A 19,193-nucleotide genomic window follows, 5' to 3' on the forward strand; every position below is an offset into this window, starting at 1 on the left:
GCGTACTCCCGGGTTGGTGGCCGGCGCGGCGGCGGCCGACGGCGCGTCGGCGCCGCTCAGGGTGAGCCGGCGTTCCATCCGCTCCAGACGCTGGAGCAGGCCACCGGTGGAGTCGTCCGCGCCGGGCAGCAGCATCCGGGCGCAGATCAGCTCCAGCAGCAGGCGGGGCGCGGTGGTGCCGCGCATCTCGACCAGGCCGTCGTGGACGATGTCGGCGCAGCGGGACAGCGTGCCCGGGCCGAGCTGCGAGGCCTGGGCGGCCATCCGCTCGATCTGGTCGGCCGGGCCGTCGATGAGGCCCTTCGCGGCGGCGTCCGGCACCTGCTGGAGCACGATCAGGTCGCGCAGCCGCTCCAGCAGGTCCGACGCGAACCGGCGCATGTCGTGCCCGGCCTCGGCCACCCGATCGACGGTGGCGTACGCGGCGGCGGCGTCACCGGCGGCCAGCGCGTCGCACATCTCGTCGATCAGCGCCGAGTCGGTGACCCCGAGCAGCGCGGCGGCTCGGGCGTAGCTGACCCCCTCCGCGCCGGCGCCGGCGATGAGCTGGTCGAGCACGGAGAGACTGTCCCGCATGCTGCCGCCACCGGCACGCACCACCAGCGGAAATGCCGCCGGCTCGACGGTGACCCCCTCCGCCTCGCAGAGCTGCTCCAGATAGGGGCGGACCACCTTCGGCGGAAACAGCCGGAACGGGTAGTGGTGGGTCCGCGAACGGATCGTGCCGAGGACCTTCTCCGGCTCGGTGGTGGCGAAGATGAACTTGACGTACTCCGGGGGCTCCTCGACCAGCTTGAGCAGGGCGTTGAAGCCCTGGGGCGAGACCATGTGCGCCTCGTCGATGATGTAGATCTTGAAGCGGCTGCTGGCCGGCGCGAAGAAGGCACGCTCGCGCAGCTCGCGGGCGTCGTCGACACCGCCGTGGCTGGCCGCGTCGATCTCGATCACGTCGATCGAACCGGCACCGTCGGTGGCCAGTGAGCGGCAGGACTCACACTTGCCGCACGGCTCGGGGGTGGGGCCCTGCTCACAGTTGAGGGAGCGGGCCATGATCCGGGCGCTGGTGGTCTTGCCGCAGCCGCGCGGGCCGGAGAAGAGGTAGGCGTGGTTGAGCCGGCCGCTACGCAGCGCCTGCGACAGCGGCTCGGTGACGTGCTCCTGCCCGATGACCTCGGCGAAGGTACGTGGCCGGTACTTGCGGTAGAGCGCCAGCGTCACTCGTCCCGCCTCCTCTCGACCGAGCCATTCTGCGCCGGTCGGGCGCGGGTGACCACCCACCACCCCGTGACCTGACCCGCAGGTACGGTACCGGCGCTGGGAGACAAAAAGGCCTCCCGTGCACCCGGCAGAGCTCGCTTATCCTTGCTGCCTTCCGGCCCTGGGGAGGTTCACGAGATACCGCCGCACGGGAGGTGACGCCAAGCCTACCCGACCGCTCGTCGATCTTCAGGGGGTGGTGGGGTGGCCAGGTCGGTGGAGGCCTGTATCCTGGCTCGCGGAGGATTCGCCTAGAGGCCTAGGGCGCACGCTTGGAAAGCGTGTTGGGTTTACACCCTCACGAGTTCGAATCTCGTATCCTCCGCTCACTGGAGCAGCACGAACGCCCGGCAGGCTGGCAACAGCCCGCCGGGCGTTCGCTTTTGTTTCCGCTCGTCCTGAGCGGCACCTGGCGGCTCATCCTCGTCGAAGGTGGCGCCTCGGGTCGGTAGAGGCGGGCACCGGAGGGACGACACGAAGACGCCAGGGCCGGCGGACGGGCCGGCCCTGGCGTCAGTCGGTGCGGGTCAGAACCTGCCCTCGGCCACGTCCGCGAGGGTCACGCGGGTCACCGTGTAGTTGACGGTCACGCCCACGCTGTCGGAGACGTACTTGATCAGCAGGCCGGTGTCGGCGTTGATGGTCAGGCTGTCAGTGCCGCCGCCGCTGATCAGCGCGCCGGCGGCGAGGGTGATCACCGGCTGGCCGTCGAGGGTGCCCTGCGTGACCGTGACCTCGGGCATCTGCCCCAGCAGCCGCACCACCCCGGCGCGGACGGTCGGGCTGCCGGCGCCCGCCTTCAGCGCGTCCATCGAGTTCTCCCAGACCCAGTTGTCGGTCCGGTTGCCCACGGTGGACGCGTCCTGGCCGGTGGCCTTGAGTTTCGCGGCGATGTCGGCATCGATCGAGGGCTTGGCGCCGGGCGCCTCGAGAGTCGGCGCGGTCTTCGGGTCCGTCACGTACGCGAGCGCCATCCTCCTGCGGGCCTCGTTCAGGTCGCCCTTGGCCGCGTACTCCGCCGCCGCGACCGCCTTCTTCCTCCCGGCCTCGTCCTCGCCGCCCCTCGCGTGCTTCCCCTTCACCTGCGCAGGGAGGGCACCTCGCGTCTTGGCGAAGTAGAGGTCGCCGTTGTCGGCGAACAGGTCCCAGACAGCGACCTTGAGGCCGTCCGTGTAAACCTGGTCGCGCAGCACGAGCGTCGCGTCGCCCTCGGGCTGCGGGGCGGTGGTCAGATAGCCGACCAGCTTCACCAGCGGGGCGTTCTCGGTGGTCACGCTGCTGGTCGCCGCCGGCTTCGGGGCGGCGAGGTTGGGCGCCGGGGCCTGGGTGCCGGTGCCGGTGGTGACCACGGCGACCGCCGCGATCGCGGCGGCGAAGGTGGTGCCGGCGGTCGCGCGCCACGCCAGCCGGCGGTGCCGCAGCTTCCGTCCGCGGCTCTCGATCTGGTCGAGGTCGGGTGCGTACGGCCGGTCTCCGGCGATGCCCTGCAGTGCCGTGCTCAGACGTGCCTCGGTGTCGTACGACATGGTCAGATTTCTCCTCGGTTCAGTACGGACTTGAGCTTGATCAACGCCCGGCTCGTCTGGCTCTTGACGGTGCCCTCGCTGCACCCGAGGGCCGCTGCGGTCTCCCGCTCGCTGAGCCCCTCGAGAAACCGCAGGACGATGGTCGCCCGCTGCCGCGCGGGCAGCGACTGCAACGCCTGGAGCAGCTCGTCGCGGTTCACCACCTCGTCGGAGATGTCCCCGACCCCGACGGTGGTGTCGGCCGCGTCGGCGTCGGGATGCACGGTGGTGTTCCGGTTCCGGCGCCAGCTGCGCCGCGACTCGTTGATCAGGATGCGTCGCACGTACGCGGACGGGCTGTCGGCCCGCTGGACCTTGCGCCAATGGCTGTACGCCTTCGCCAGGGCCTCCTGGACAAGGTCGTCGGCCAGGTACCAGTCCCCGCACAGCAGGTACGCCGTGCGGTGCAACGAGGCGGCGATCCCCTGGACGAAAACCCGAAAATCGTGCTCCGCGCCGCTCGCCGTCCCGGCCGGTGGGTGCTTCATCACGGTCGTCACATGGGGGAAGACCCCCTTGCGGGCGCCGACGTTGTCAAGGGAACCGGATCTTTTTCGGGCTCGGCACGTCTGGCACTCTCAGCGAACCACGCCCGGCGCTCGGACCGGCCCCTCAGGGAGTCGGTCCGATGTCGTTCCGGGCGGCTCTCGCCTCCGCAGGCACGCGGAGCCATGAGTTCAAGGTTCGTCCAAGGTTTCGACAAGGCGGCACCTCCAAGCTGAGCCAATCGGCGCCCACCGAGGGGCCGGAGCAGGCGAAGCAGAGGAGTGCGACGGACATGACACGGACCCTTGCCAGGCGGGTACTGCTGCCGCTGACAGCCGCGCTGACCGCGATCCTGATGACCACTAACCCGGCGGCCGCCGCGGGCAACGACGACTACACGGTCTACACCGACCCTTCCTGGCATGGCGGCGCGGTCGACTTCATCGACTACGGCCCGGGTGCGGCCGGCGGCGGCAACAACGACGACTACCTGGTGATCCGCGACATCGCCGCGGACGGCCACGGGGTGCAGGTCTGGGCGTGGCTGCACGGGAAGTACCTCGGCACGAGGTACAACGGCGGCGGCGCGTGGAGTTCGGTGATCTACGACCCGTACACCATCTTCCCGAACAACGTCGCGAAGGGTGAGGTCATCGGGCTGAAGATCTGCCTGGTCAACGGGCAGGACAACCTGATCCAGGCGAGTTGCTCGAGCCTGGAGTGGCCCAGCATCGACGGCTGACGCAGGGGTCGAGGTGGCCGGCGCTCTTCGGAGGCACGTCAGCAACTCCGAGGGCGCCGGCTCTGCGACCACCGCCGGATCCTGTGTTCTCATCGACGTCGTGGCAGCGACGGCATGGGAGTGGGACGAGACGTTGTACGCGGGCAGCGCGAGCCACTACAGCGTCGGCCGCATGCCCTACCCGCCCCGGCTCGCCGAGGCGGTCGGGGAGGCACTCGGCCTCGACGGCACCGGCCGGCTGCTGGACGTCGGCTGCGGGCCCGGATCATTGACGCTCCTGCTCGCGCCCCTGTTCGAGACGGCGGTGGGTGTCGACGCCGACCAGGGCATGCTCGACGAGGCACGGCGCAGGGCGGGCGAGGCCGGGCTCACCACCGTCGAGTGGCGGCACCTGCGCGCCGAGGCCCTGCCGGCCGACCTGGGCACGTTCCGGGTGGCCACGTTCGCCCAGTCGTTCCACTGGATGGATCGCCCCCTCGTGGCCCGTCGCGTCCGCGACATGCTCGCGCCGGGCGGGGCGTGGGTCCACGTCGGCGCCAACACCCATCAGGGCGTGGCCGACGACGAGACGCTGCCGTACCCCCGGCCGCCGTGGCGGCAGATCGACGACCTGGTCGCCAGCTACCTGGGGCCGGTCCGCCGGGCCGGTCAGGGGTGGCTGCCCGCCGGCACACCCGGCGGGCAGGAGGAAATCATGCGGCAGGCCGGCTTCACCGGCCCCACCCGGATCGAGGTCGACGGGGGAACGCTGGTGGAGCGCCCCGTGGCCGAGATCGTCTCGGCGGTGTTCTCCCTGTCCAGCTCGGCACCACACCTGTTCGCCGACCGGCTCCCCGCCTTCGAGGCGGACCTGCGCCGCCTCCTGTCCGAAGCGGCACGCGATGGCCGTTTCGCAGAGCGGAGACGAGAGGTGGCCGTCGCCATCTGGCGCCCCTGACCACCCCGTCACCCGCGAGCGCGTGCCCAGGCGAGGAAACGCTCGGCCAGCCGCGCCGGATCCAGACCGGTGAGCTGTTCGCCGGCCTCGGCCTGGAGCGTCGCCAGGTAGACCAGCAGCGCCAACCGGTCGTGCCGGTACTCGGCGAGCAGGCGCAACTTCGCCGCCGAGCAGGGCCAGGCGATGCCACACGCCTGGCAACGCCAGGTCGGGCGGCTGGGTAGATGGGGTAGCGAAGGGCGGCCCCTCATCCGACCGCCACAGGGCCGCGCCGGACCGGCCGGCGGGTGGTAGTCGGAGGTGTTGGGGCGCCCATCCAGTGCACTCCCTCAACCAGGACATACAGCGACCGCCGCGCTATCGCGTCGCCCTTCGAGTCCAGCTCGTACGCGTCGATCCAGAGCCATCCGTGGTACGTCGGCCAGTCGAGGACCCGAATCACGCGGACCACGATCGGCCGGACGTACTGCGGGCTTGCGGCCCGGGTCAAGCGCAGAAGGTCGCCCGACCTCATCTGCGGTTCCGGCTTGTCCAGCACGTACGCCCCTCCTCACTCGGAGGGGCCGCCCCTGAGTGCTCCCCAGGAGGCGGCCCCGGCACGAGCGCGTCCGCCGGGGTTCGGTCCCTACCGGCCGCGCCGTCTACAAGCACCCTGCGAAGCGTGATGAGACACCAACAGCCCGTAGAAGATATGGTCCCTAGACATTCCGAACATCCGACGGGAGACGCCATGAACGACGCCCTACGCGCCGCCCTTGGCGACACCGGGCACACAATCGAGTCACTCGCGGAGCAGGTCGGGGTTGATCCGAAGACTGTCGCGCGATGGCTGAACGAGGACCGCATTCCTCATCCCCGACACCGGGAGTTGGCGGCAGGTGCTCTCCGGCGGCCCATCGGGGACATATGGCCGGACACCGCGAGACGTCGGGACCTCATCTGGTTCCGACCCTGGCAGGAGATCGAGCGGGAGGCTGTCGCGCTGCGGTCGTATCAGTCGGTCGTGCTGCCAGGTCTACTCCAGACGGAGGCCTATGCCCGAGCCGTGCTCGCCGGCTCCGACGTCATCGCCCGGGGGGACGTCGAGCGACACCTGGCCTCTCGGCTCGCGCGGCAAAGCATCCTGTCGCGCGACGACCCGCCGCGCTTCACCGCCGTGGTGGACGAAGCCGTGTTGCGGCGGCCGGTCGGCGGGCGGGCGACGATGCGTGGGCAGCTTCAGGCACTTCTCGTCGCGTGCGAGGCCCCACACGTCCGCATGCACATCGTGCCGTCGTCGGTCGGTGCGTACGCTGGGCTGAACGGTCCGTTCGTGATCGCAGTGGGCCCGGAGCACCGAATCGCCGGCTACCTCGACAATCAGCTTCAGGGGCAGGTTGTCACCGACTCCGAAGACGTCGCGGCAATACTGACGGCGTGGGAGAACGTGCGCGGCGAGGCGTTGTCCCACTGGCAATCGGTCGACCTACTCACGGAGGTGGCAAAGACATGGGACTGACCGGCGCGCGGTGGCGCAAGAGCAGCCGCAGCAGCGGCAACGGCGGCGACTGTGTCGAGGTTGCGGACAACCTGCCCGGCGTCGTCGCCGTGCGTGACTCGAAGAACCCTTCCGGACCGGCGCTGACCTTCACTCCGGCTGCCTGGCGCACGTTCGTCGGCCAAGTTGCCGAGCGCGCCTGACCGACCAGAGAAGCGCGAGAGCATCAGTCCGACCCCGAGGCCTGCGCTTCGCACCAGCCAGGCTCAGCAAGGCGGAGTGCGGCCGGTCGACCTACTCACGGAGGTGGCGGAGACATGGAGCTGAACGGCGCGCGGTGGCGCAAGAGCAGCCGCAGCAGCGGCAACGGCGGCAACTGTGTCGAGGTCGCCGACAACCTGCCCGGCCTGGTGGCCGTGCGGGACTCCAAGGACCCGGCCGGGCCGGCGCTCGTCTTCGCGCCGGCGGCCTGGCGCGCGTTCGTCACCCAGCTCGCTCCGCGGGCCTGACCGGTACCGGCCCGTCCGGTCCGATCGGCGGAGCGGGCGGGGCCCGGAGGGACCAGAGGGCCAGGGGTACGGCGGCGAGCGCGGCGGTCAGCAGGATCAGGCGGTGGTCGACGAGTTCGAGCAGACTCGCGCCGGCCAGCAGGGCCAGGGTGGACGGGCCGAAGGTCAGCGTGTTGACCGTGGACGCCACCCGGCCGACCAGCTCGCCCGGCGTCTCCCGCTGAACCGCCGTCCAGACGGTGACCAGCACCAGTGGCACGCCGAGCCCCACCGCCAGCCCTCCGGCGACCACCAGTCCGACCGAGGTCGCGGCCCGCAGGGTCAGCCCGACGGCGAAGACCGCGACGGCCCCGGCCACCACCCGCCGGTCACCGAATCGGCGCAGCAGTGATCCGGCGGCCAGGCCGCCGACGAGGGACCCGACGCCCTGCACGGTGGCGAGCACGCCGTTGAACTCGGGCGGCCGCCCCAGGCCGGCGTCGACCACGGCGTACGCGACGGCGCCGTTGAGCCCCATCAGCACCATCGTCAGCGCGGCGCAGCCGACGATGTGCCGCAGCGCACGATGCCGGCGCAGATGTCCCCACCCGTCGGCGAGCTGCCGCGTCCAGCGATCGGGCGGACCGGGCGTTTGCTCCCGGACCCGCAGTGACCAGAAGACGATGCCGGCCAGCACGAAGGTGACCACGTCCAGCAGCACCACGGGGTGCGCGCCGTACGCGGCGAACAGGCCGGCCCCGGCCAGCGGGGCGAGCAGCTTCATCCCCTCGTTGATCGTGGTCCGGAGCCCGTTGAAGTCGCCGAGCAGCTGACCGGGAACGACCGCCGGCACCAACGCCGCCTCGGCCGCGTCGATCAGCACGAAACTGATCCCGTACGCGGTCATCACCGCGAAGATCAACCACACCCGGGCCGCCGAGTCGACCAGCAGCAGCACCGGCAGCAGCCCGGCCATCGCCGCGTGCAGGACGATCAGCAGCGGCCGGCGGCGGAACCGGTCGGCGAGCAACCCGAGCAGCGGCCCGACCAGCGTGGGCGCCCACACCCCCAGGGTCACCAGGGCGGCGAGACTGCTCGACCCGCTCAGCTCCTTCACCCAGATGCCGGCCACCAGCAGCATCGCCGCGGTGCCGAAGCCGGACACCAGCACCCCGCCGAGATAGCGGCCGGCGTCGCGGTCGCTCAGCACCCTGGCCGTACCCCAGCTCATCGCACCTCCCCGCCAGCGGCCGATTCTGCCGGAGTGGTGGCCGCGACGGGAACCAAGACGAGCGCCGCCGGAAACCGAATTGCTCTGTGGATTCCGCGAAGCGGGCATCGACATCGACCACAACTGGATCGGGTCATCCGATGCCTTAGGGTTGGCTACGGACGGCTGGAAGCACCGCTTGCGCGCGGGAGGGGGTCGCATTGGCAGCCCGCAGGACCGTGATGGCGGGGATTGTCGGCGCGCTGATGCTGGCCTTCGGGTTCGGTGCCGTCATTGCCGGGCTCGTGTCGTTGCTGGGCGGTCTACTCAGCTCCGACAGCGGACCGGCCACATGCGATGGAGAGGTCATGCGTCCCAGCGACTGGTGCAACATCGTCCGGGACGGGCGGGGTGAGCTGGTCAGCTACGAGGAAATGGTGCGACGCAAGGAAAGCGGCCCAGGGGATGGGTTGATCATCGGCGGCACCTTCCTCGGCGGAGGAACGCTGCTGCTGCTCGGCGGTCGGTGGCTTTTCCGCCGCGCCGAAGCGTGACGGGACCCGGCGGGCGAGCTTGGCGGGCGGGTCGCGAACCGCCGCAGCCCGTCGTACACATGTTCTATCCACAGGCTGTGGACGGCGGAGGGTTCAATGGGTTACCAGCTCAGCGCGGTGGTCGCGGACGCGGACCTGCTCCGCGAGCACACCGCCGAGCTGGATCACGCGGTCCTCGGCGAGCTGCGCCAGGACTTCGCGCTGCTGCCGGTCACCCCGCAGTTGGTGGTCGAGCTGACCGGCTCGCTGCCGGATTTCGCGGTGGACGGCCGGAGCGCGGAACGGCCGTTCAGCCTGGTCCTGTCGCCGGCACTGGTCGAGCTGCTGGCCCGCTGGTCACGGTCGGGGCCGGTCGCGTACCTGGAGGCGGAGTTCGCGGGCGGCGCCGGCTACCAGTCGGCGGCGGTGTGGCTGGGTGGCGCGCTGTCCTGGGGTCCACGGTTCGACGACGTGCTCGACGCTCCGCGCGCGGAGTGGCCGATCAACATGGCGCTGACCCGGCTCGGTGTCGAGCGGGGCACGTGGATCGACCCGTTCGCCGAGCTGGGGTTGCACCTGGAGCGGAACACCGACGGGTGGCTGGCACACGGTCGGCGTCGGCTCAGCGCCGACTACTGGGATGAGCTGGTCGAACAGTGGGAAAACCAGTAAATCCGTCGACTGGCAGCAACCTGAACGCCCCGGCCCCGTTGGGGACTGGGGGATTCCATGAAATTGCGACAATTTGCTTTTATCGCCGCGCTGCTGACGGCTGCCTCGATTGCCGGGAGCGGTGTCGCGCCACCCGGGCCGATCCCGGACGGCCGGCCCGCCGGCAGCGTGGAGATCATCGACCTGAACGGTCTGCGCAACATCGAGTTCGGTGACACCGAGGACGAGCTGACCCGCCGGGGCATCCTGCGTACCGACCTGGACGCCTGCGGGCCGACGCTCGCCGGCCACGACACGGTCAGCCCGGTCTTCGCCGAGGACAGACTGGTGCTGCTCTGGGTTGGCGACCCGATGCGCACGCCAGAGGGCATCACGGCAGGCTCGCCCGTCGACCAGGTCTGGTCCCGGTATCCGTCGGTGACCCGACTCCGCGCTCCACACGGGACGTACCGGCTCGACGGGCTGCTCGCGCGCAGCGGCGACCGCGCGTACCTCTTCCTGCACGACGGGCGCACGGTCCGCAAGACCATCGCGGGGTACGCCGACTGGGCGCGCCGTCTCTTCGACGAGGGCGCCGACCCCTGCTGAGCCCGGACACGGGGCGTGAGCGGCCGGGTGGCCTTGTGTCCGTCCCGGGTGGACGGTAGAGACGACGCATGCATCGGGTAACCACCGTCGTCCTGTCGGTGACCTGTGTGGCGCTGCTCGGCGTCGCCACGAACGTCGCCACCGGGGCGCTGCCCGAGCGCTGGGCGCCGTACCTGTGGTTGGCCTGGCCCCTGCTCTTCCTGCTGGTCCTGGCGCTCGTCGCGGTGGAGGTGACCCGATCGCGGGAGCCGCAGCAGATCGGTGCCGCCGCCGCGGCGCGGGCCCGCCGCGTGCTGTTGGAACGGGTCCGCCGCTACTGGGTGACCAGCGTGCTGGAACGGTCCCTGCACGAGGAGGCCCGCATCGAGCTGGGCATCGCGGCCACTGCCGACGACCGCCGCCACCCGTGGGCGTTGCAGGCCACCCACCGGGACGGCTTCGCCGCCACCCTCGATGACCGGACGTCGATGTCCACCGGATGGCCCACCCGGACGAGATCGCCGACGCCGCGCTCTTCCTTGCCAGCGACCAGAGCAGCTACATGACCGGCGACGAGCTGTGAACGAGGACGCCCGGCCGATCCTCGCGGATCGACCGGGCGTTTTCGCTGTTCACTGGCGGTGGCGGCGGGATTTGAACCCGCGGAGGGCGTTAACCCTCACACGCTTTCGAGGCGTGCTCCTTAGGCCACTCGGACACGCCACCGCCGACGAGGGTACAGGACCACCGGTTGGGACGCCGAACCGGTATCACCCGCGGCGGCCTGGCAGGATCTTTGCCATGAGTACGCACATCGGCGCGAAGCCGGGCGAGATCGCCGAGCGGGTCCTGATGCCGGGCGACCCCCTGCGGGCCAAGTGGATCGCGGAGACCTACCTCGAGGGCGCCACCTGCTACTCGACGGTTCGGGGCATGCTGGGCTTCACCGGCCGCTGGAACGGCGTCGAGGTCTCCGTCCAGGGCTCCGGCATGGGCATGCCGTCCGCCTCCATCTACGCCCACGAGCTGATCAACGAGTACGGCGTGAAGACGCTGATCCGGGTCGGCTCCTGCGGCGCCCTCAGCACCGATCTCCAACTGCGTGACGTGGTCGCCGCGATCGGGTCGTCCACCGACTCGAACATGAACCGGATGCGCTTCGACGGCCTGATCGACTACGCCCCGGTGGCGGACTTCGGGCTGCTGCGGACCTCGGTCGAGGTGGCCGAGCGGCGCGGCATCACCATGCACGTCGGGCCGATCCTGGCCGCGGACGCCTTCTACACCGACCGGCCGGACCTCTACGACACCCTCGCCGACTACGGCGTGCTGGCGGTGGAGATGGAGTCGGCGGCGCTCTACACGATCGCCGCCCGGTTCAAGGCCCGCGCGTTGACCGTGCTGACCGTCAGCGACCACATCAAGACCGGCGAGAAGACCACCTCGGAGGAGCGCGAGCAGACCTTCAGCCAGATGGTGGAGATCGCCCTGGACACCATCGTCGCCTGACCTCTCGTCGTATCCCGCCGCCCGCCCCGTCGTCCGTCCGGACGGCGGGGCGGTATGCTGTCGGGGCCGGGCAGGGTGCCGCTCGACCCGGCGACGCTGCGGCCCGCTCCGTGGACCGAGGCCGCCCGGGCGGTGGCCGCCACCCTGCTCGGCCCCACCGCCTGACGCGCTCCGGCAACGCCTTCGGGTGCGTCCGCTGTCGCCGGAGCAACAACAGACACACCCGAAGGAGGGCCGGCGAGCCCCGGCGCCGAGGCTCAGCCCAGCGCCTCGGTGGGAGCGAGCCGGGCGGCGCGGACGGCCGGGTAGAGGCCGGCCAGACCGCCGATCATCAGGGTCGCCCCGACGCCGCCGGCCATCGCCCAGAGCGGCACCACGGTCGGCCACTGCCGCCAGAGGGCGTAGCCGGCGGTGACCAGGATGCCGAGCAGCACCCCGCCCGCCCCGCCGAGCGCCGAGAGCAGCAGCGACTCGGCCAGGAACTGGATCCGGACCTGCCCCCGGGTGGCGCCCAGTGAGCGCCGCAAGCCGATCTCGGCCCGCCGTTCCAGCACCGAGATGACCATCGTGTTGGCCACTCCGACCCCGCCGACCAGTAGCGCCACCGCGCCCAACCCGAGCAGCAGCCCGGTGAACGCCTCGTCGGTGGCGGCCGCGGCGGCCAGCGCGTCCGAGGGCCGGGAGACCTGCACCTCGTTCGGCGACTCCGGGTTGGCGGTCGCGCCGAGCACCCCCCGGACCGCCTCCACCGAGGCCTCCCGCGACCGGGTGTAGACCGTGGTCGGGTGCCCGTCGAAGCCGAGGTACGTCGCCGCTGCGGGCCAGCCGACCAACGCCGAGCTGTCCAGCTCCGGGGCGAGCGGGGCCGGGGCGAGGATGCCGACCACGCTGAACCAGCGCCCGCCCAGGTAGACCTGCGCGTCCGGTCCGGCCGCGCCGAACCCCAGCCGTCGGGCGGCGGCGTCGCCGAGCACCACGGCCGGATAGCGCTCGGTGGCCTCGTTCAGCCAGGTGCCGCTGCGTACCGTCGCGCCGACCGTGCCGAGCAGCCCGAGCTGGGCGGCCCGGGTGGCGATGCCGCCCGTCTCACCGGACGGTATGCGATCGCTGCGGTAGACCGGGGTGTCCGGAAGCTGGCCGGTGGCGGCCACGCCGGTCACCGGCCCGATCCGGTCGATCATGGCCACCGACTCCACCGGCAGCTTCGCCTGGTCACCGAAGAGGGTGTTCCCGGGCGCCACGGTCAGCAGGTTCGTGCCGAGCCGGTCCAGGGTGCGGTCCAGGTCGGCCCGGGACGACGACGAGATGCCGACGACCGCGACCATCGCCGCGATGCCGATCGCGATGCCCAGCGCGGAGAGGAACGCGCGCAGCGGCCGGGTGCGCAGCCCCACCCCGCCGACCCGGAACACGTCGGCCGGGCCCAGCCGGGCCGGCGTCAGCCGTGGCCGCGCGTCCACCGGCACCGGCCGCAGGTGGGTCTCGGCGGCCATCAGCGCACCTCCTCGACGAACGGGGCGGCGGCCGGGTCGGCCACCACCCGGCCGTCGCGCATCCGCACCTGCCGGGGCAGCCCGTCGGCGATCTCCCGGTCATGGGTGATCACCAGGACCGTGGTGCCGGCCGCGTGCAGGTCACGCAGCAGGGCGAGCACCGCGGCGCCGGCGACCGAGTCGAGGTTGCCGGTCGGCTCGTCGGCGAGCAGCACCGCCGGCTCGCCGACCACCGCCCGGGCCACCGCGACCCGCTGCCGCTCACCGCCGGAGAGCTCGTGCGGTCGGTGGGTCAGCCGGTGGCCCAACCCGACCCGGTCCAGCGCCGCCTCCGCGCGCCGCCGCCGCTCCCTTCGCGGTACGCCCGCGTAGAGCAGCCCGTCGGCCACGTTGTCCAGCACCGGCGTGCCGGCGGCCAGGTGGAACTGCTGGAAGACGAAGCCGATCCGGCGGGCCCGCAGCGCGGAGAGCTGCCGGTCCGGCAGGGTCGCCACGTCGTGCCCGTCGATCCGTACCCGGCCGGCGGTGGGGCGGTCCAGGGTGCCGATCAGGTGCAGCATCGTCGACTTGCCGGAACCGGACGGACCGACGATCGCCGCCAGCTCGCCGTACCCGATCCGCAGCGAGACCTCGCGCAGCGCGGCCACCCCGCCCGGGTACGTCCGGCTCACCCCGTCCAGCACCACCGCGTCACCGGTCACGCCGGCACCCCCACCGTCATGCCCTCGGTGATGTCCGGGCCGCTGACCTCGACGCGACCGGCGGCGAAGAGCCCGGTGGTCACCGCGACGATCCGGCTCCGGCCACCGTCGACCACCTCGACCCCGTATCCGCCCTCGGCGAGCGCGAGCAGCGCCGCCACCGGCACGGTGAGCACGTCGGGGCGTTCGGCGGCGGTGAAGGTGACCTCGACGCTCGCCTGGTCGTACCCGGCGAGCGTCGCCGGGTCGGTCACCGAGACGGTCACCTCGATCTTCGTCTCGGCCTCGGCGGACTGCCCGGTCGCGCCGGTCGAGCCGGCCTCGATCACCGTCTGCACCGACTCGACGTTGCCGGCCACCGGGTCGCCGTCCGGCAGGGCGACGCTCACCGCGCCGCCCTCCTTCGCCAGCCGCTGGTCGTCCACGTCCAGCTCGACGGTGACCAGCCGGCTGGTGCCGGTGTACGCGAGCACCGCCTGGCCCGGCTGCGCCGCGTCCCCGGTCGCCGCCTGGTGGCTCTCCACCCGCACCGCGCCGTCGGCGTAGACGATCCGGCCCGGCTCGACCCGGCCCGTCTCGGGCAGCCCGAGATCCTCCTGCCACTCCCGGACGGCGTCGGCGGTGCTGCCGGTGTACTCGTCGTCGACGGTGAAGCCGTCGTGGCCGAGCGCCCGCAGGTTCCGCTCGAACTGCGTGACGTCCGCCCCCTCGACGCCCGGTTCGAGCACCCGGTACGCCGGCAGCGATCCGTAGAGCAGCAGCACCGGGTCGTTGTCCACCGCGTACAGCCGGCCGCCCCGCTTCACCACCGTGCCCGTCTCCGGCACCGCGGTGATCGTCCCGCCGAGCCGGGAGGTGGCGGTTCGGGTGCTGCCGTAGCCCAGCTCCCCGTCCACGCGCTGGGCGTCGGTCAGCGTCTGCCGGGTGACCGTGGCGGTGCCCGGCGGGGTGGTGCCGGCGGCTGCCGTACCCCGGTCGGTGCCGCCGAAGCCGACCGCGGCCGCGACGCCGGCCGCTGCCGCGACCACGACGGCGACGGTCAGCGCGACGGTCCGGAGCCGAAGGCGGCGAGCCCTCACCGGGTGGCCCCGGCGATCTTCGGCGCGTACTGCCGGCACTTCTCCATCGCGGCCTTCACCTTCGGGTCCTTGATGTTCATCTGGTCGAGCCGCAGCTCGATCCCACCGTCCGCCGACGGGTCCGGGAACTCCGGCACGCCGTTCTCCCGCATGCAGACGGCGAGCTTGCGCAGCCGCTCCACCTGCTCCGGGTCGAGCTTGAGCTTCTCCCCACCGTTGGGCAGGTACTGGCGGCACTTCTCCATCGCCGCCTGCACCTTCTGCGGGTCGGTGTCCTTGCCGAACCGGAACTTCCGACCGCCGCCCGGCTCCGGATCCGGCACCTCCACCCCGTTCTCCCGCATGCACTCGCTGAACTTGAGCTGCCGTTCGTCGTCGCTGAGCTGTGCCACCGGGCTGGCGGACGCGGGTTGCGCCCCGCCACCGCCAGCGGTCGCCACCGCCGGTTCGTCGCTCGGTGCGCCGCAGCCGGCGACGGCCAGCGCGAGCAGCAGCGGCAGCGCGAACAGTCCTCGTCGCATCGCACGCTTCCTCTCCCGGGCCCGGCGGGACCGCCGGGCACTGTGATCCGCCCGACGGAACCCGCCGGCCGGGACGCCCGACGGAACCCGCCCGGCGTCCCGGTCAGTCCACGACAAGGGGCGTATCCCGGGCGTAACCGCCGACGTTTACGGCGGCGTTATCCGGGCCCGGGGCACTATGGGCGGGTGAGGGTGCTGGTGGTCGAGGACGAGAGCCTGCTCGCCGAGAGCATCGCCGAGTGGTTGCGCCGCGAGGCGTTCGCGGTGGACGTCGCGTACGACGGCGACGCGGCGCTGGAACGGCTCGGCGTCAACGACTACGACGTGGTCGTCCTGGACCGGGACCTGCCGGTGGTGCACGGCGACGAGGTGTGCCGGGCGATCGTGGACAGCGGCGGGGAGACCCGGGTGCTGATGCTCACCGCGGCGGCGGCCGTGCGGGAGCGCGTCGCCGGCCTGGCGCTCGGCGCCGACGACTACCTGACCAAGCCGTTCGCCCTGGTGGAACTCTCCGCCCGGGTGCACGCGCTGAGCCGGCGGACCCGCCGGGCCGCGCCGCCCACCCTGACCCGGGCCGGCATCCTGGTCGACCCGGCCCGTCGCGAGGTGCACCGCGACGGCCGGTACGTGCCGCTGTCCCGCAAGGAGTTCGCCGTGCTGGTCGAGCTTCTGCGCGGCGACGGCGCGGTGGTCTCCGCGGAGGAACTGCTGGAGCGGGCCTGGGACGAGCACATCGACCCGTTCACCAACGTGGTCCGGGTCACCGTCATGAAGCTGCGTCGCAAGCTGGGCGAACCACCGGTGGTCGAGACCGTGCCGGGTGTGGGATACCGGATACCGTGAAGCGCTTCTCCCTCCGGGCCCGGCTCACCCTGATCTACGGCGGCCTCTTCCTGATCGCCGGGCTGGTCCTGCTCGCGGTCACCTACGTGCTCGTCGAGCAGCGGACGGTACCGCCATTCGGGGTGGCGCTGCGTGACGCCAAGCCGATCTTCCCGGACGTGGGGACGAAGCTCTCCGGCAACCAGGCCGAGCAGCTGCGCCTCATCGTCAACAAGGCCCAGGACGACGCCCGGGACCAGACGCTCTACTCCCTGCTCACCCAGGGCGGGATCGCGTTGGGCCTGGTCTCCGTGGTGGCCATCGCCTTCGGCTGGCTGATCGCCGGCCGGGCGTTGCAACCGCTGCACCAGATCACCGGAACGGCCCGGCGGATCGCGGTGGGCGGCCGCGGCCTGCACGAACGGATCTCACTCGCCGGCCCGCCCGACGAGGTACGCGAGCTGGCCGACACCTTCGACGAGATGCTGGAACGGCTGGACCGCTCCTTCGACGGGCAGCGCCGCTTCGTCGCGAACGCCTCACACGAGCTGCGTACGCCGTTGGCGCTGAACCGGTCGCTCATCGAGCTGGCGGTCACCCGGCCCGGCGCCTCCGAGGACGTACGCCGGCTGGGCGAGTCGCTGCTGGCGGTGAACGAGCGGCACGAACGGCTGATCGACGGGCTGCTCACCCTGGCCGACTCGGAGAACGAGCTGACCGCCCGGTCCCGGGTGGACCTGGCCGACCTGGCCGACCACGTGCTCGACCAGGCCGGCGTGGGTGCGGGCGGGCCGACGGTGACCCGGGAGTTGGCGCCCGCCATGGTCCACGGCGACCCGGTGCTGCTGGAACGGCTCACCACCAACCTGGTGGAGAACGCGCTGCGGCACAACCTGTCGTCCGACGGCTGGGTCGGGGTGAGCACCGGGCTGCGGGACGGCCGCGCGACGCTGACCGTGCGGAACACCGGCCCGGTGGTGCCCGGCTACGACGTCGAGGCCATCTTCGAGCCGTTCCGCCGGCTCTCCGGCGAGCGGGTCGGCGGCGGGCGCGGGTTCGGCCTGGGGCTCTCCATCGTCCGGGCGGTGGCCCGGGCGCACAGCGGCACGGTGACCGCCCGACCGCGCGACGGCGGCGGGCTCGAGGTCACGGTCAGCCTGCCCCCGTCCTGAACCGGCTCCGCGCCGGCGGAACACGCCGACCGTGGCGGGGTGGTGCGCCTGCCTCCCGGGTCAGCGGAAGAAGGCTCGCAGGACGGCCGCGTTCTCAGGCTCCAGCACCCCGCCGTACACCTCCGGGCGGTGGTTGAGTCGGCGGTCGCGCAGCACGTCCCAGAGTGATCCGGCCGCGCCGGTCTTCGGCTCCCAGGCGCCGAAGACGACGGTGGAGACCCGGGCCAGCACCAGCGCCCCCGCGCACATCGTGCAGGGTTCCAGGGTGACCACCAGGGTGCAGCCGTCCAGCCGCCACCGGCCGGCCCGCTCGGCGCCGCGACGCAGCGCCAGCACCTCGGCGTGCGCGGTGGGGTCGCCGGTCAGCTCCCGCTCGTTGCGCCCGATCGCCAGCTCGGTGCCGTCCGGGCCGTAGAGCACCGCGCCCACCGGCACGTCATCCACATCGGCAGCGCCCGCGTCGTCGACGGCGGGGCCGGTGACGGCGACCTCCAGGGCCCGGCGCATCCACAGCTCGTGCCGCTGCCGCCGGCCGACCTCACCCGGGTCGGCCAGGCCCTCGTGGGCGCCCGGTCCAACCCGGCCCACCGCGCCGGGCGTCGGCTGCCCCGGCCGGACCGTTCCCAGCAGAGGATCGGTCGCGTCGGCCGGCTCCGTCCCACCGCCCGACCCCGCTCCGGTGGGATCAGACCTCACGAAGCTCCTCGACCTCGTCGACGCAGCCGAGCACCTGGCAGATCTCGGCGGTGACGTCGGCCGGCATCATCCCCTCGTGCGAGCACAGGGTCAGCAGCCTCTGCGCCGGGATGCCCAGGTTCGCCAGCAGGTCGGCGTCGCCCACCGGGTCGGCCTCCGGGTCGACGACGGGCTGCTCGCTCTCCTCGTCGCCGCCGGCCGTCGGGCGCGGCTCGTCGCCGTCGTCGAGCCCCGTGACGGAGGTCTTCAGGTCACCGACCAGCAGTGAACCCAGCGGGGACTCCTCGGCGTACGCGGAGTCCGATCCGAACACCCGCAGGTCCTCGCCCTCGTCGAGGCGCAGGATCACCAGGTAGGCGTCGTCGGCCTCGACGAAGAGCAGCGAGACGTCGGCCTCCGGATCGACGTCACGCAGCCGGTCGGCGACCTCGTCGATGTCAGTGGCGCCGCGCAGGCTGACCTCGGCAGCGGTCCAGCCACTGTCGTCGCGCACCACGGCCGCAGCGAAGTACGACACGGTCCCCCCAATAGCCCTCGGCACAGCGCCGACTCGTTACGCGTGCACGTTAGCCGGTCGGGTCGGCAGGCGACCGGTCAACGCCCCGAAGGGCCGGTCATTCCTGACAAAGTCGGATCAGCCGGCTACCCGACGGCGGGTGGCGATGAGCTGGCGCAGACGCTCGGTGCGCAGCCGCTGGGGCCGGTTGCGCTGGCGTACCGCCCGAGCACCCGACAACTCGGCGAGCAACTGCAGGCGGCGGCGGCTTCGATCGGGATCCTGCCGCGGGGTGGTCCAGGCCATGGTGCCGAGCGTGCCGAGTCTCGGCGGCCACGTCAAGACGGCGTTCGCTACGCAGCCAACCGGGCACGCGGCGCAGTCATCCGTACCCGAATTCGGGCCCGGTCACCACAGCGGCCAGTCGCCACCGGTGGCCCAGCGGACCGCCACGACGGCGGCGGCGATGCTCCACCCACCGGCGGTGACGATGGCGACCCCGGTGGCCACCCCCCGGTCGCCGTAGCGGACCAGCACCAGGGAGGTCAGCCAGGCCAGCAGGCCCGCCACGACGGTCCACCACGCGTAGCTGGCCACGTCGGTGCCGAGCAGACCGAACAGCACCAGCCAGGCGGCTGCCGCGCCGCCGCCGGCGGCGACACCGCCGCCGGTGACCGGGTTCGGTTCGCGGTAGGTGGGGCGCGTCGGTGGCCCGGCCGGAAAGAGCCCCGAGGGGGTACGCGACACCGGGCGGGCGGCGGGGCCGGGAT

26 protein-coding genes, 2 tRNA genes and 1 other RNA gene are annotated in these 19,193 nt (G+C 72.3%); 13 read left to right on the forward strand and 16 right to left on the reverse strand.

What is annotated here, in order from left to right; genetic code table 11:
• The coding region (locus DKT68_RS21870) for a DNA polymerase III subunit gamma and tau (protein ID WP_146218412.1) at window positions 1-1,218 on the reverse strand (1,218 nt) is incomplete at its 3' end.
• A 107-nt stretch (window positions 1,219-1,325) separates the two neighbouring features.
• Window positions 1,326-1,415, reverse strand: an RNA gene (ffs, locus tag DKT68_RS21875) — signal recognition particle sRNA small type.
• Window positions 1,416-1,497: 82 nt separating this feature from the next.
• Here ffs and DKT68_RS21880 point away from each other — a divergent pair.
• Window positions 1,498-1,582 (forward strand) — tRNA-Ser (locus DKT68_RS21880).
• 202 nt (window positions 1,583-1,784) lie between these two features.
• On the opposite strand, the gene DKT68_RS21885 is transcribed toward DKT68_RS21880, so the two are convergent.
• A complete protein-coding gene (locus tag DKT68_RS21885; protein WP_109819274.1) occupies window positions 1,785-2,783 on the reverse strand; it encodes a hypothetical protein in 999 nt (332 codons plus the stop codon).
• A gap of 2 nt (window positions 2,784-2,785) precedes the next feature.
• On the reverse strand, window positions 2,786-3,310 hold the full coding sequence (locus DKT68_RS21890; protein WP_109819295.1) for a SigE family RNA polymerase sigma factor: 525 nt from the start codon (window positions 3,308-3,310) through the stop codon (window positions 2,786-2,788).
• A gap of 290 nt (window positions 3,311-3,600) precedes the next feature.
• Here DKT68_RS21890 and DKT68_RS21895 point away from each other — a divergent pair, with 290 nt between their 5' ends.
• Both DKT68_RS21895 and DKT68_RS21900 read left to right on the forward strand, forming a co-directional pair.
• Entirely contained in the window at window positions 3,601-4,050 is a 450-nt protein-coding gene (locus DKT68_RS21895; RefSeq protein ID WP_109819275.1) for a hypothetical protein, read from the forward strand.
• A 100-nt stretch (window positions 4,051-4,150) separates the two neighbouring features.
• The gene (locus tag DKT68_RS21900) at window positions 4,151-4,987 is read left to right on the forward strand and encodes a class I SAM-dependent methyltransferase (RefSeq protein ID WP_109819276.1); all 837 of its coding nucleotides are present in this window, start codon (window positions 4,151-4,153) and stop codon (window positions 4,985-4,987) included.
• Between the two features lie 8 nt (window positions 4,988-4,995).
• Here DKT68_RS21900 and DKT68_RS21905 read toward each other — a convergent pair whose 3' ends face one another.
• Together DKT68_RS21905 and DKT68_RS32130 are read right to left on the reverse strand one after the other, a co-directional pair.
• Complete coding sequence (locus tag DKT68_RS21905; RefSeq protein ID WP_109819277.1) at window positions 4,996-5,238, reverse strand: flavin reductase; 243 nt, start codon at window positions 5,236-5,238, stop codon at window positions 4,996-4,998.
• Complete coding sequence (locus DKT68_RS32130; RefSeq protein WP_109819296.1) at window positions 5,235-5,501, reverse strand: hypothetical protein; 267 nt, start codon at window positions 5,499-5,501, stop codon at window positions 5,235-5,237. Before DKT68_RS32130 ends, DKT68_RS21905 begins: the two co-directional genes overlap by 4 nt.
• Before the next feature lie 216 nt (window positions 5,502-5,717).
• On the opposite strand from DKT68_RS32130, the gene DKT68_RS21915 reads away from it, so the two are divergent.
• From DKT68_RS21915 to DKT68_RS21925, 3 genes are all read left to right on the forward strand, one after another.
• The gene (locus tag DKT68_RS21915) at window positions 5,718-6,485 is read left to right on the forward strand and encodes a helix-turn-helix domain-containing protein (protein WP_109819278.1); all 768 of its coding nucleotides are present in this window, start codon (window positions 5,718-5,720) and stop codon (window positions 6,483-6,485) included.
• Entirely contained in the window at window positions 6,476-6,667 is a 192-nt protein-coding gene (locus DKT68_RS21920; protein ID WP_109819279.1) for a DUF397 domain-containing protein, read from the forward strand. The genes DKT68_RS21915 and DKT68_RS21920 overlap by 10 nt, the downstream gene beginning before the upstream one ends.
• 114 nt (window positions 6,668-6,781) lie before the next feature.
• The gene (locus DKT68_RS21925; RefSeq protein WP_109819280.1) at window positions 6,782-6,973 is read left to right on the forward strand and encodes a DUF397 domain-containing protein; all 192 of its coding nucleotides are present in this window, start codon (window positions 6,782-6,784) and stop codon (window positions 6,971-6,973) included.
• Here DKT68_RS21925 and DKT68_RS21930 read toward each other — a convergent pair.
• Window positions 6,948-8,183: an MFS transporter gene (locus DKT68_RS21930; RefSeq protein WP_109819281.1), complete on the reverse strand. Its 1,236-nt coding sequence runs from the start codon at window positions 8,181-8,183 to the stop codon at window positions 6,948-6,950. The two genes, DKT68_RS21925 and DKT68_RS21930, sit on opposite strands and share 26 nt — an antisense overlap.
• A gap of 221 nt (window positions 8,184-8,404) precedes the next feature.
• Between DKT68_RS21930 and DKT68_RS21935 the strand changes: the two genes are divergently transcribed.
• The 4 genes from DKT68_RS21935 to DKT68_RS21950 all read left to right on the forward strand — a co-directional run bounded on the left by DKT68_RS21935 (window position 8,405) and on the right by DKT68_RS21950 (window position 10,517).
• On the forward strand, window positions 8,405-8,716 hold the full coding sequence (locus tag DKT68_RS21935; protein ID WP_109819282.1) for a hypothetical protein: 312 nt from the start codon (window positions 8,405-8,407) through the stop codon (window positions 8,714-8,716).
• Between the two features lie 96 nt (window positions 8,717-8,812).
• The gene (locus DKT68_RS21940) at window positions 8,813-9,367 is read left to right on the forward strand and encodes a hypothetical protein (protein ID WP_109819283.1); all 555 of its coding nucleotides are present in this window, start codon (window positions 8,813-8,815) and stop codon (window positions 9,365-9,367) included.
• Between the two features lie 93 nt (window positions 9,368-9,460).
• Window positions 9,461-9,955, forward strand: coding sequence for a hypothetical protein (locus DKT68_RS21945; RefSeq protein ID WP_201749142.1), 495 nt, complete (start codon window positions 9,461-9,463; stop codon window positions 9,953-9,955).
• A 478-nt stretch (window positions 9,956-10,433) separates the two neighbouring features.
• The gene (locus DKT68_RS21950) at window positions 10,434-10,517 is read left to right on the forward strand and encodes an SDR family oxidoreductase (protein ID WP_236647027.1); all 84 of its coding nucleotides are present in this window, start codon (window positions 10,434-10,436) and stop codon (window positions 10,515-10,517) included.
• A 53-nt stretch (window positions 10,518-10,570) separates the two neighbouring features.
• On the opposite strand, the gene DKT68_RS21955 is transcribed toward DKT68_RS21950, so the two are convergent.
• Window positions 10,571-10,660, reverse strand: a tRNA-Ser gene (locus DKT68_RS21955).
• Window positions 10,661-10,735: 75 nt separating this feature from the next.
• Here DKT68_RS21955 and deoD point away from each other — a divergent pair.
• A complete protein-coding gene (gene deoD / locus DKT68_RS21960; protein WP_109819285.1) occupies window positions 10,736-11,443 on the forward strand; it encodes a purine-nucleoside phosphorylase in 708 nt (235 codons plus the stop codon).
• 257 nt (window positions 11,444-11,700) lie between these two features.
• Here the strand turns inward: deoD and DKT68_RS21970 are convergent, their stop codons facing one another.
• Genes DKT68_RS21970 through DKT68_RS21985 form a run of 4 tightly spaced genes read right to left on the reverse strand, consistent with a single transcriptional unit; the run spans window position 11,701 to window position 15,237 of the window.
• Window positions 11,701-12,903: an ABC transporter permease gene (locus tag DKT68_RS21970; RefSeq protein WP_201749143.1), complete on the reverse strand. Its 1,203-nt coding sequence runs from the start codon at window positions 12,901-12,903 to the stop codon at window positions 11,701-11,703.
• A 32-nt stretch (window positions 12,904-12,935) separates the two neighbouring features.
• Window positions 12,936-13,637 (reverse strand): ABC transporter ATP-binding protein, encoded by a 702-nt coding sequence (locus tag DKT68_RS21975; RefSeq protein WP_109819287.1) that lies wholly within the window; start codon window positions 13,635-13,637, stop codon window positions 12,936-12,938.
• Entirely contained in the window at window positions 13,634-14,665 is a 1,032-nt protein-coding gene (locus DKT68_RS21980; protein ID WP_236647026.1) for a peptidoglycan-binding protein, read from the reverse strand. The genes DKT68_RS21975 and DKT68_RS21980 overlap by 4 nt, the downstream gene beginning before the upstream one ends.
• 47 nt (window positions 14,666-14,712) lie before the next feature.
• Entirely contained in the window at window positions 14,713-15,237 is a 525-nt protein-coding gene (locus DKT68_RS21985) for a hypothetical protein (RefSeq protein ID WP_109819289.1), read from the reverse strand.
• A 186-nt stretch (window positions 15,238-15,423) separates the two neighbouring features.
• Here DKT68_RS21985 and DKT68_RS21990 point away from each other — a divergent pair, with 186 nt between their 5' ends.
• Both DKT68_RS21990 and DKT68_RS21995 read left to right on the forward strand, forming a co-directional pair.
• Entirely contained in the window at window positions 15,424-16,080 is a 657-nt protein-coding gene (locus tag DKT68_RS21990) for a response regulator transcription factor (protein WP_201749140.1), read from the forward strand.
• On the forward strand, window positions 16,077-17,231 hold the full coding sequence (locus DKT68_RS21995) for a sensor histidine kinase (protein WP_109819291.1): 1,155 nt from the start codon (window positions 16,077-16,079) through the stop codon (window positions 17,229-17,231). The genes DKT68_RS21990 and DKT68_RS21995 overlap by 4 nt, the downstream gene beginning before the upstream one ends.
• A 60-nt stretch (window positions 17,232-17,291) precedes the next feature.
• Here the strand turns inward: DKT68_RS21995 and DKT68_RS22000 are convergent, their stop codons facing one another.
• The 4 genes from DKT68_RS22000 to DKT68_RS22010 form a co-directional block, all read right to left on the reverse strand.
• The gene (locus DKT68_RS22000) at window positions 17,292-17,738 is read right to left on the reverse strand and encodes a nucleoside deaminase (RefSeq protein WP_201749145.1); all 447 of its coding nucleotides are present in this window, start codon (window positions 17,736-17,738) and stop codon (window positions 17,292-17,294) included.
• A 178-nt stretch (window positions 17,739-17,916) separates the two neighbouring features.
• A complete protein-coding gene (locus tag DKT68_RS22005) occupies window positions 17,917-18,444 on the reverse strand; it encodes a tRNA adenosine deaminase-associated protein (RefSeq protein ID WP_109819293.1) in 528 nt (175 codons plus the stop codon).
• A 117-nt stretch (window positions 18,445-18,561) separates the two neighbouring features.
• Entirely contained in the window at window positions 18,562-18,729 is a 168-nt protein-coding gene (locus tag DKT68_RS31550) for a hypothetical protein (protein WP_201749141.1), read from the reverse strand.
• Window positions 18,730-18,831: 102 nt separating this feature from the next.
• Window positions 18,832-19,193, reverse strand: a 362-nt coding sequence (locus DKT68_RS22010; protein WP_407940777.1) for a hypothetical protein, incomplete at its 5' end; no start/stop codon positions are given.

The organism is Micromonospora acroterricola, assembly GCF_003172955.1.
Taxonomy (GTDB): domain Bacteria; phylum Actinomycetota; class Actinomycetes; order Mycobacteriales; family Micromonosporaceae; genus Micromonospora; species Micromonospora acroterricola.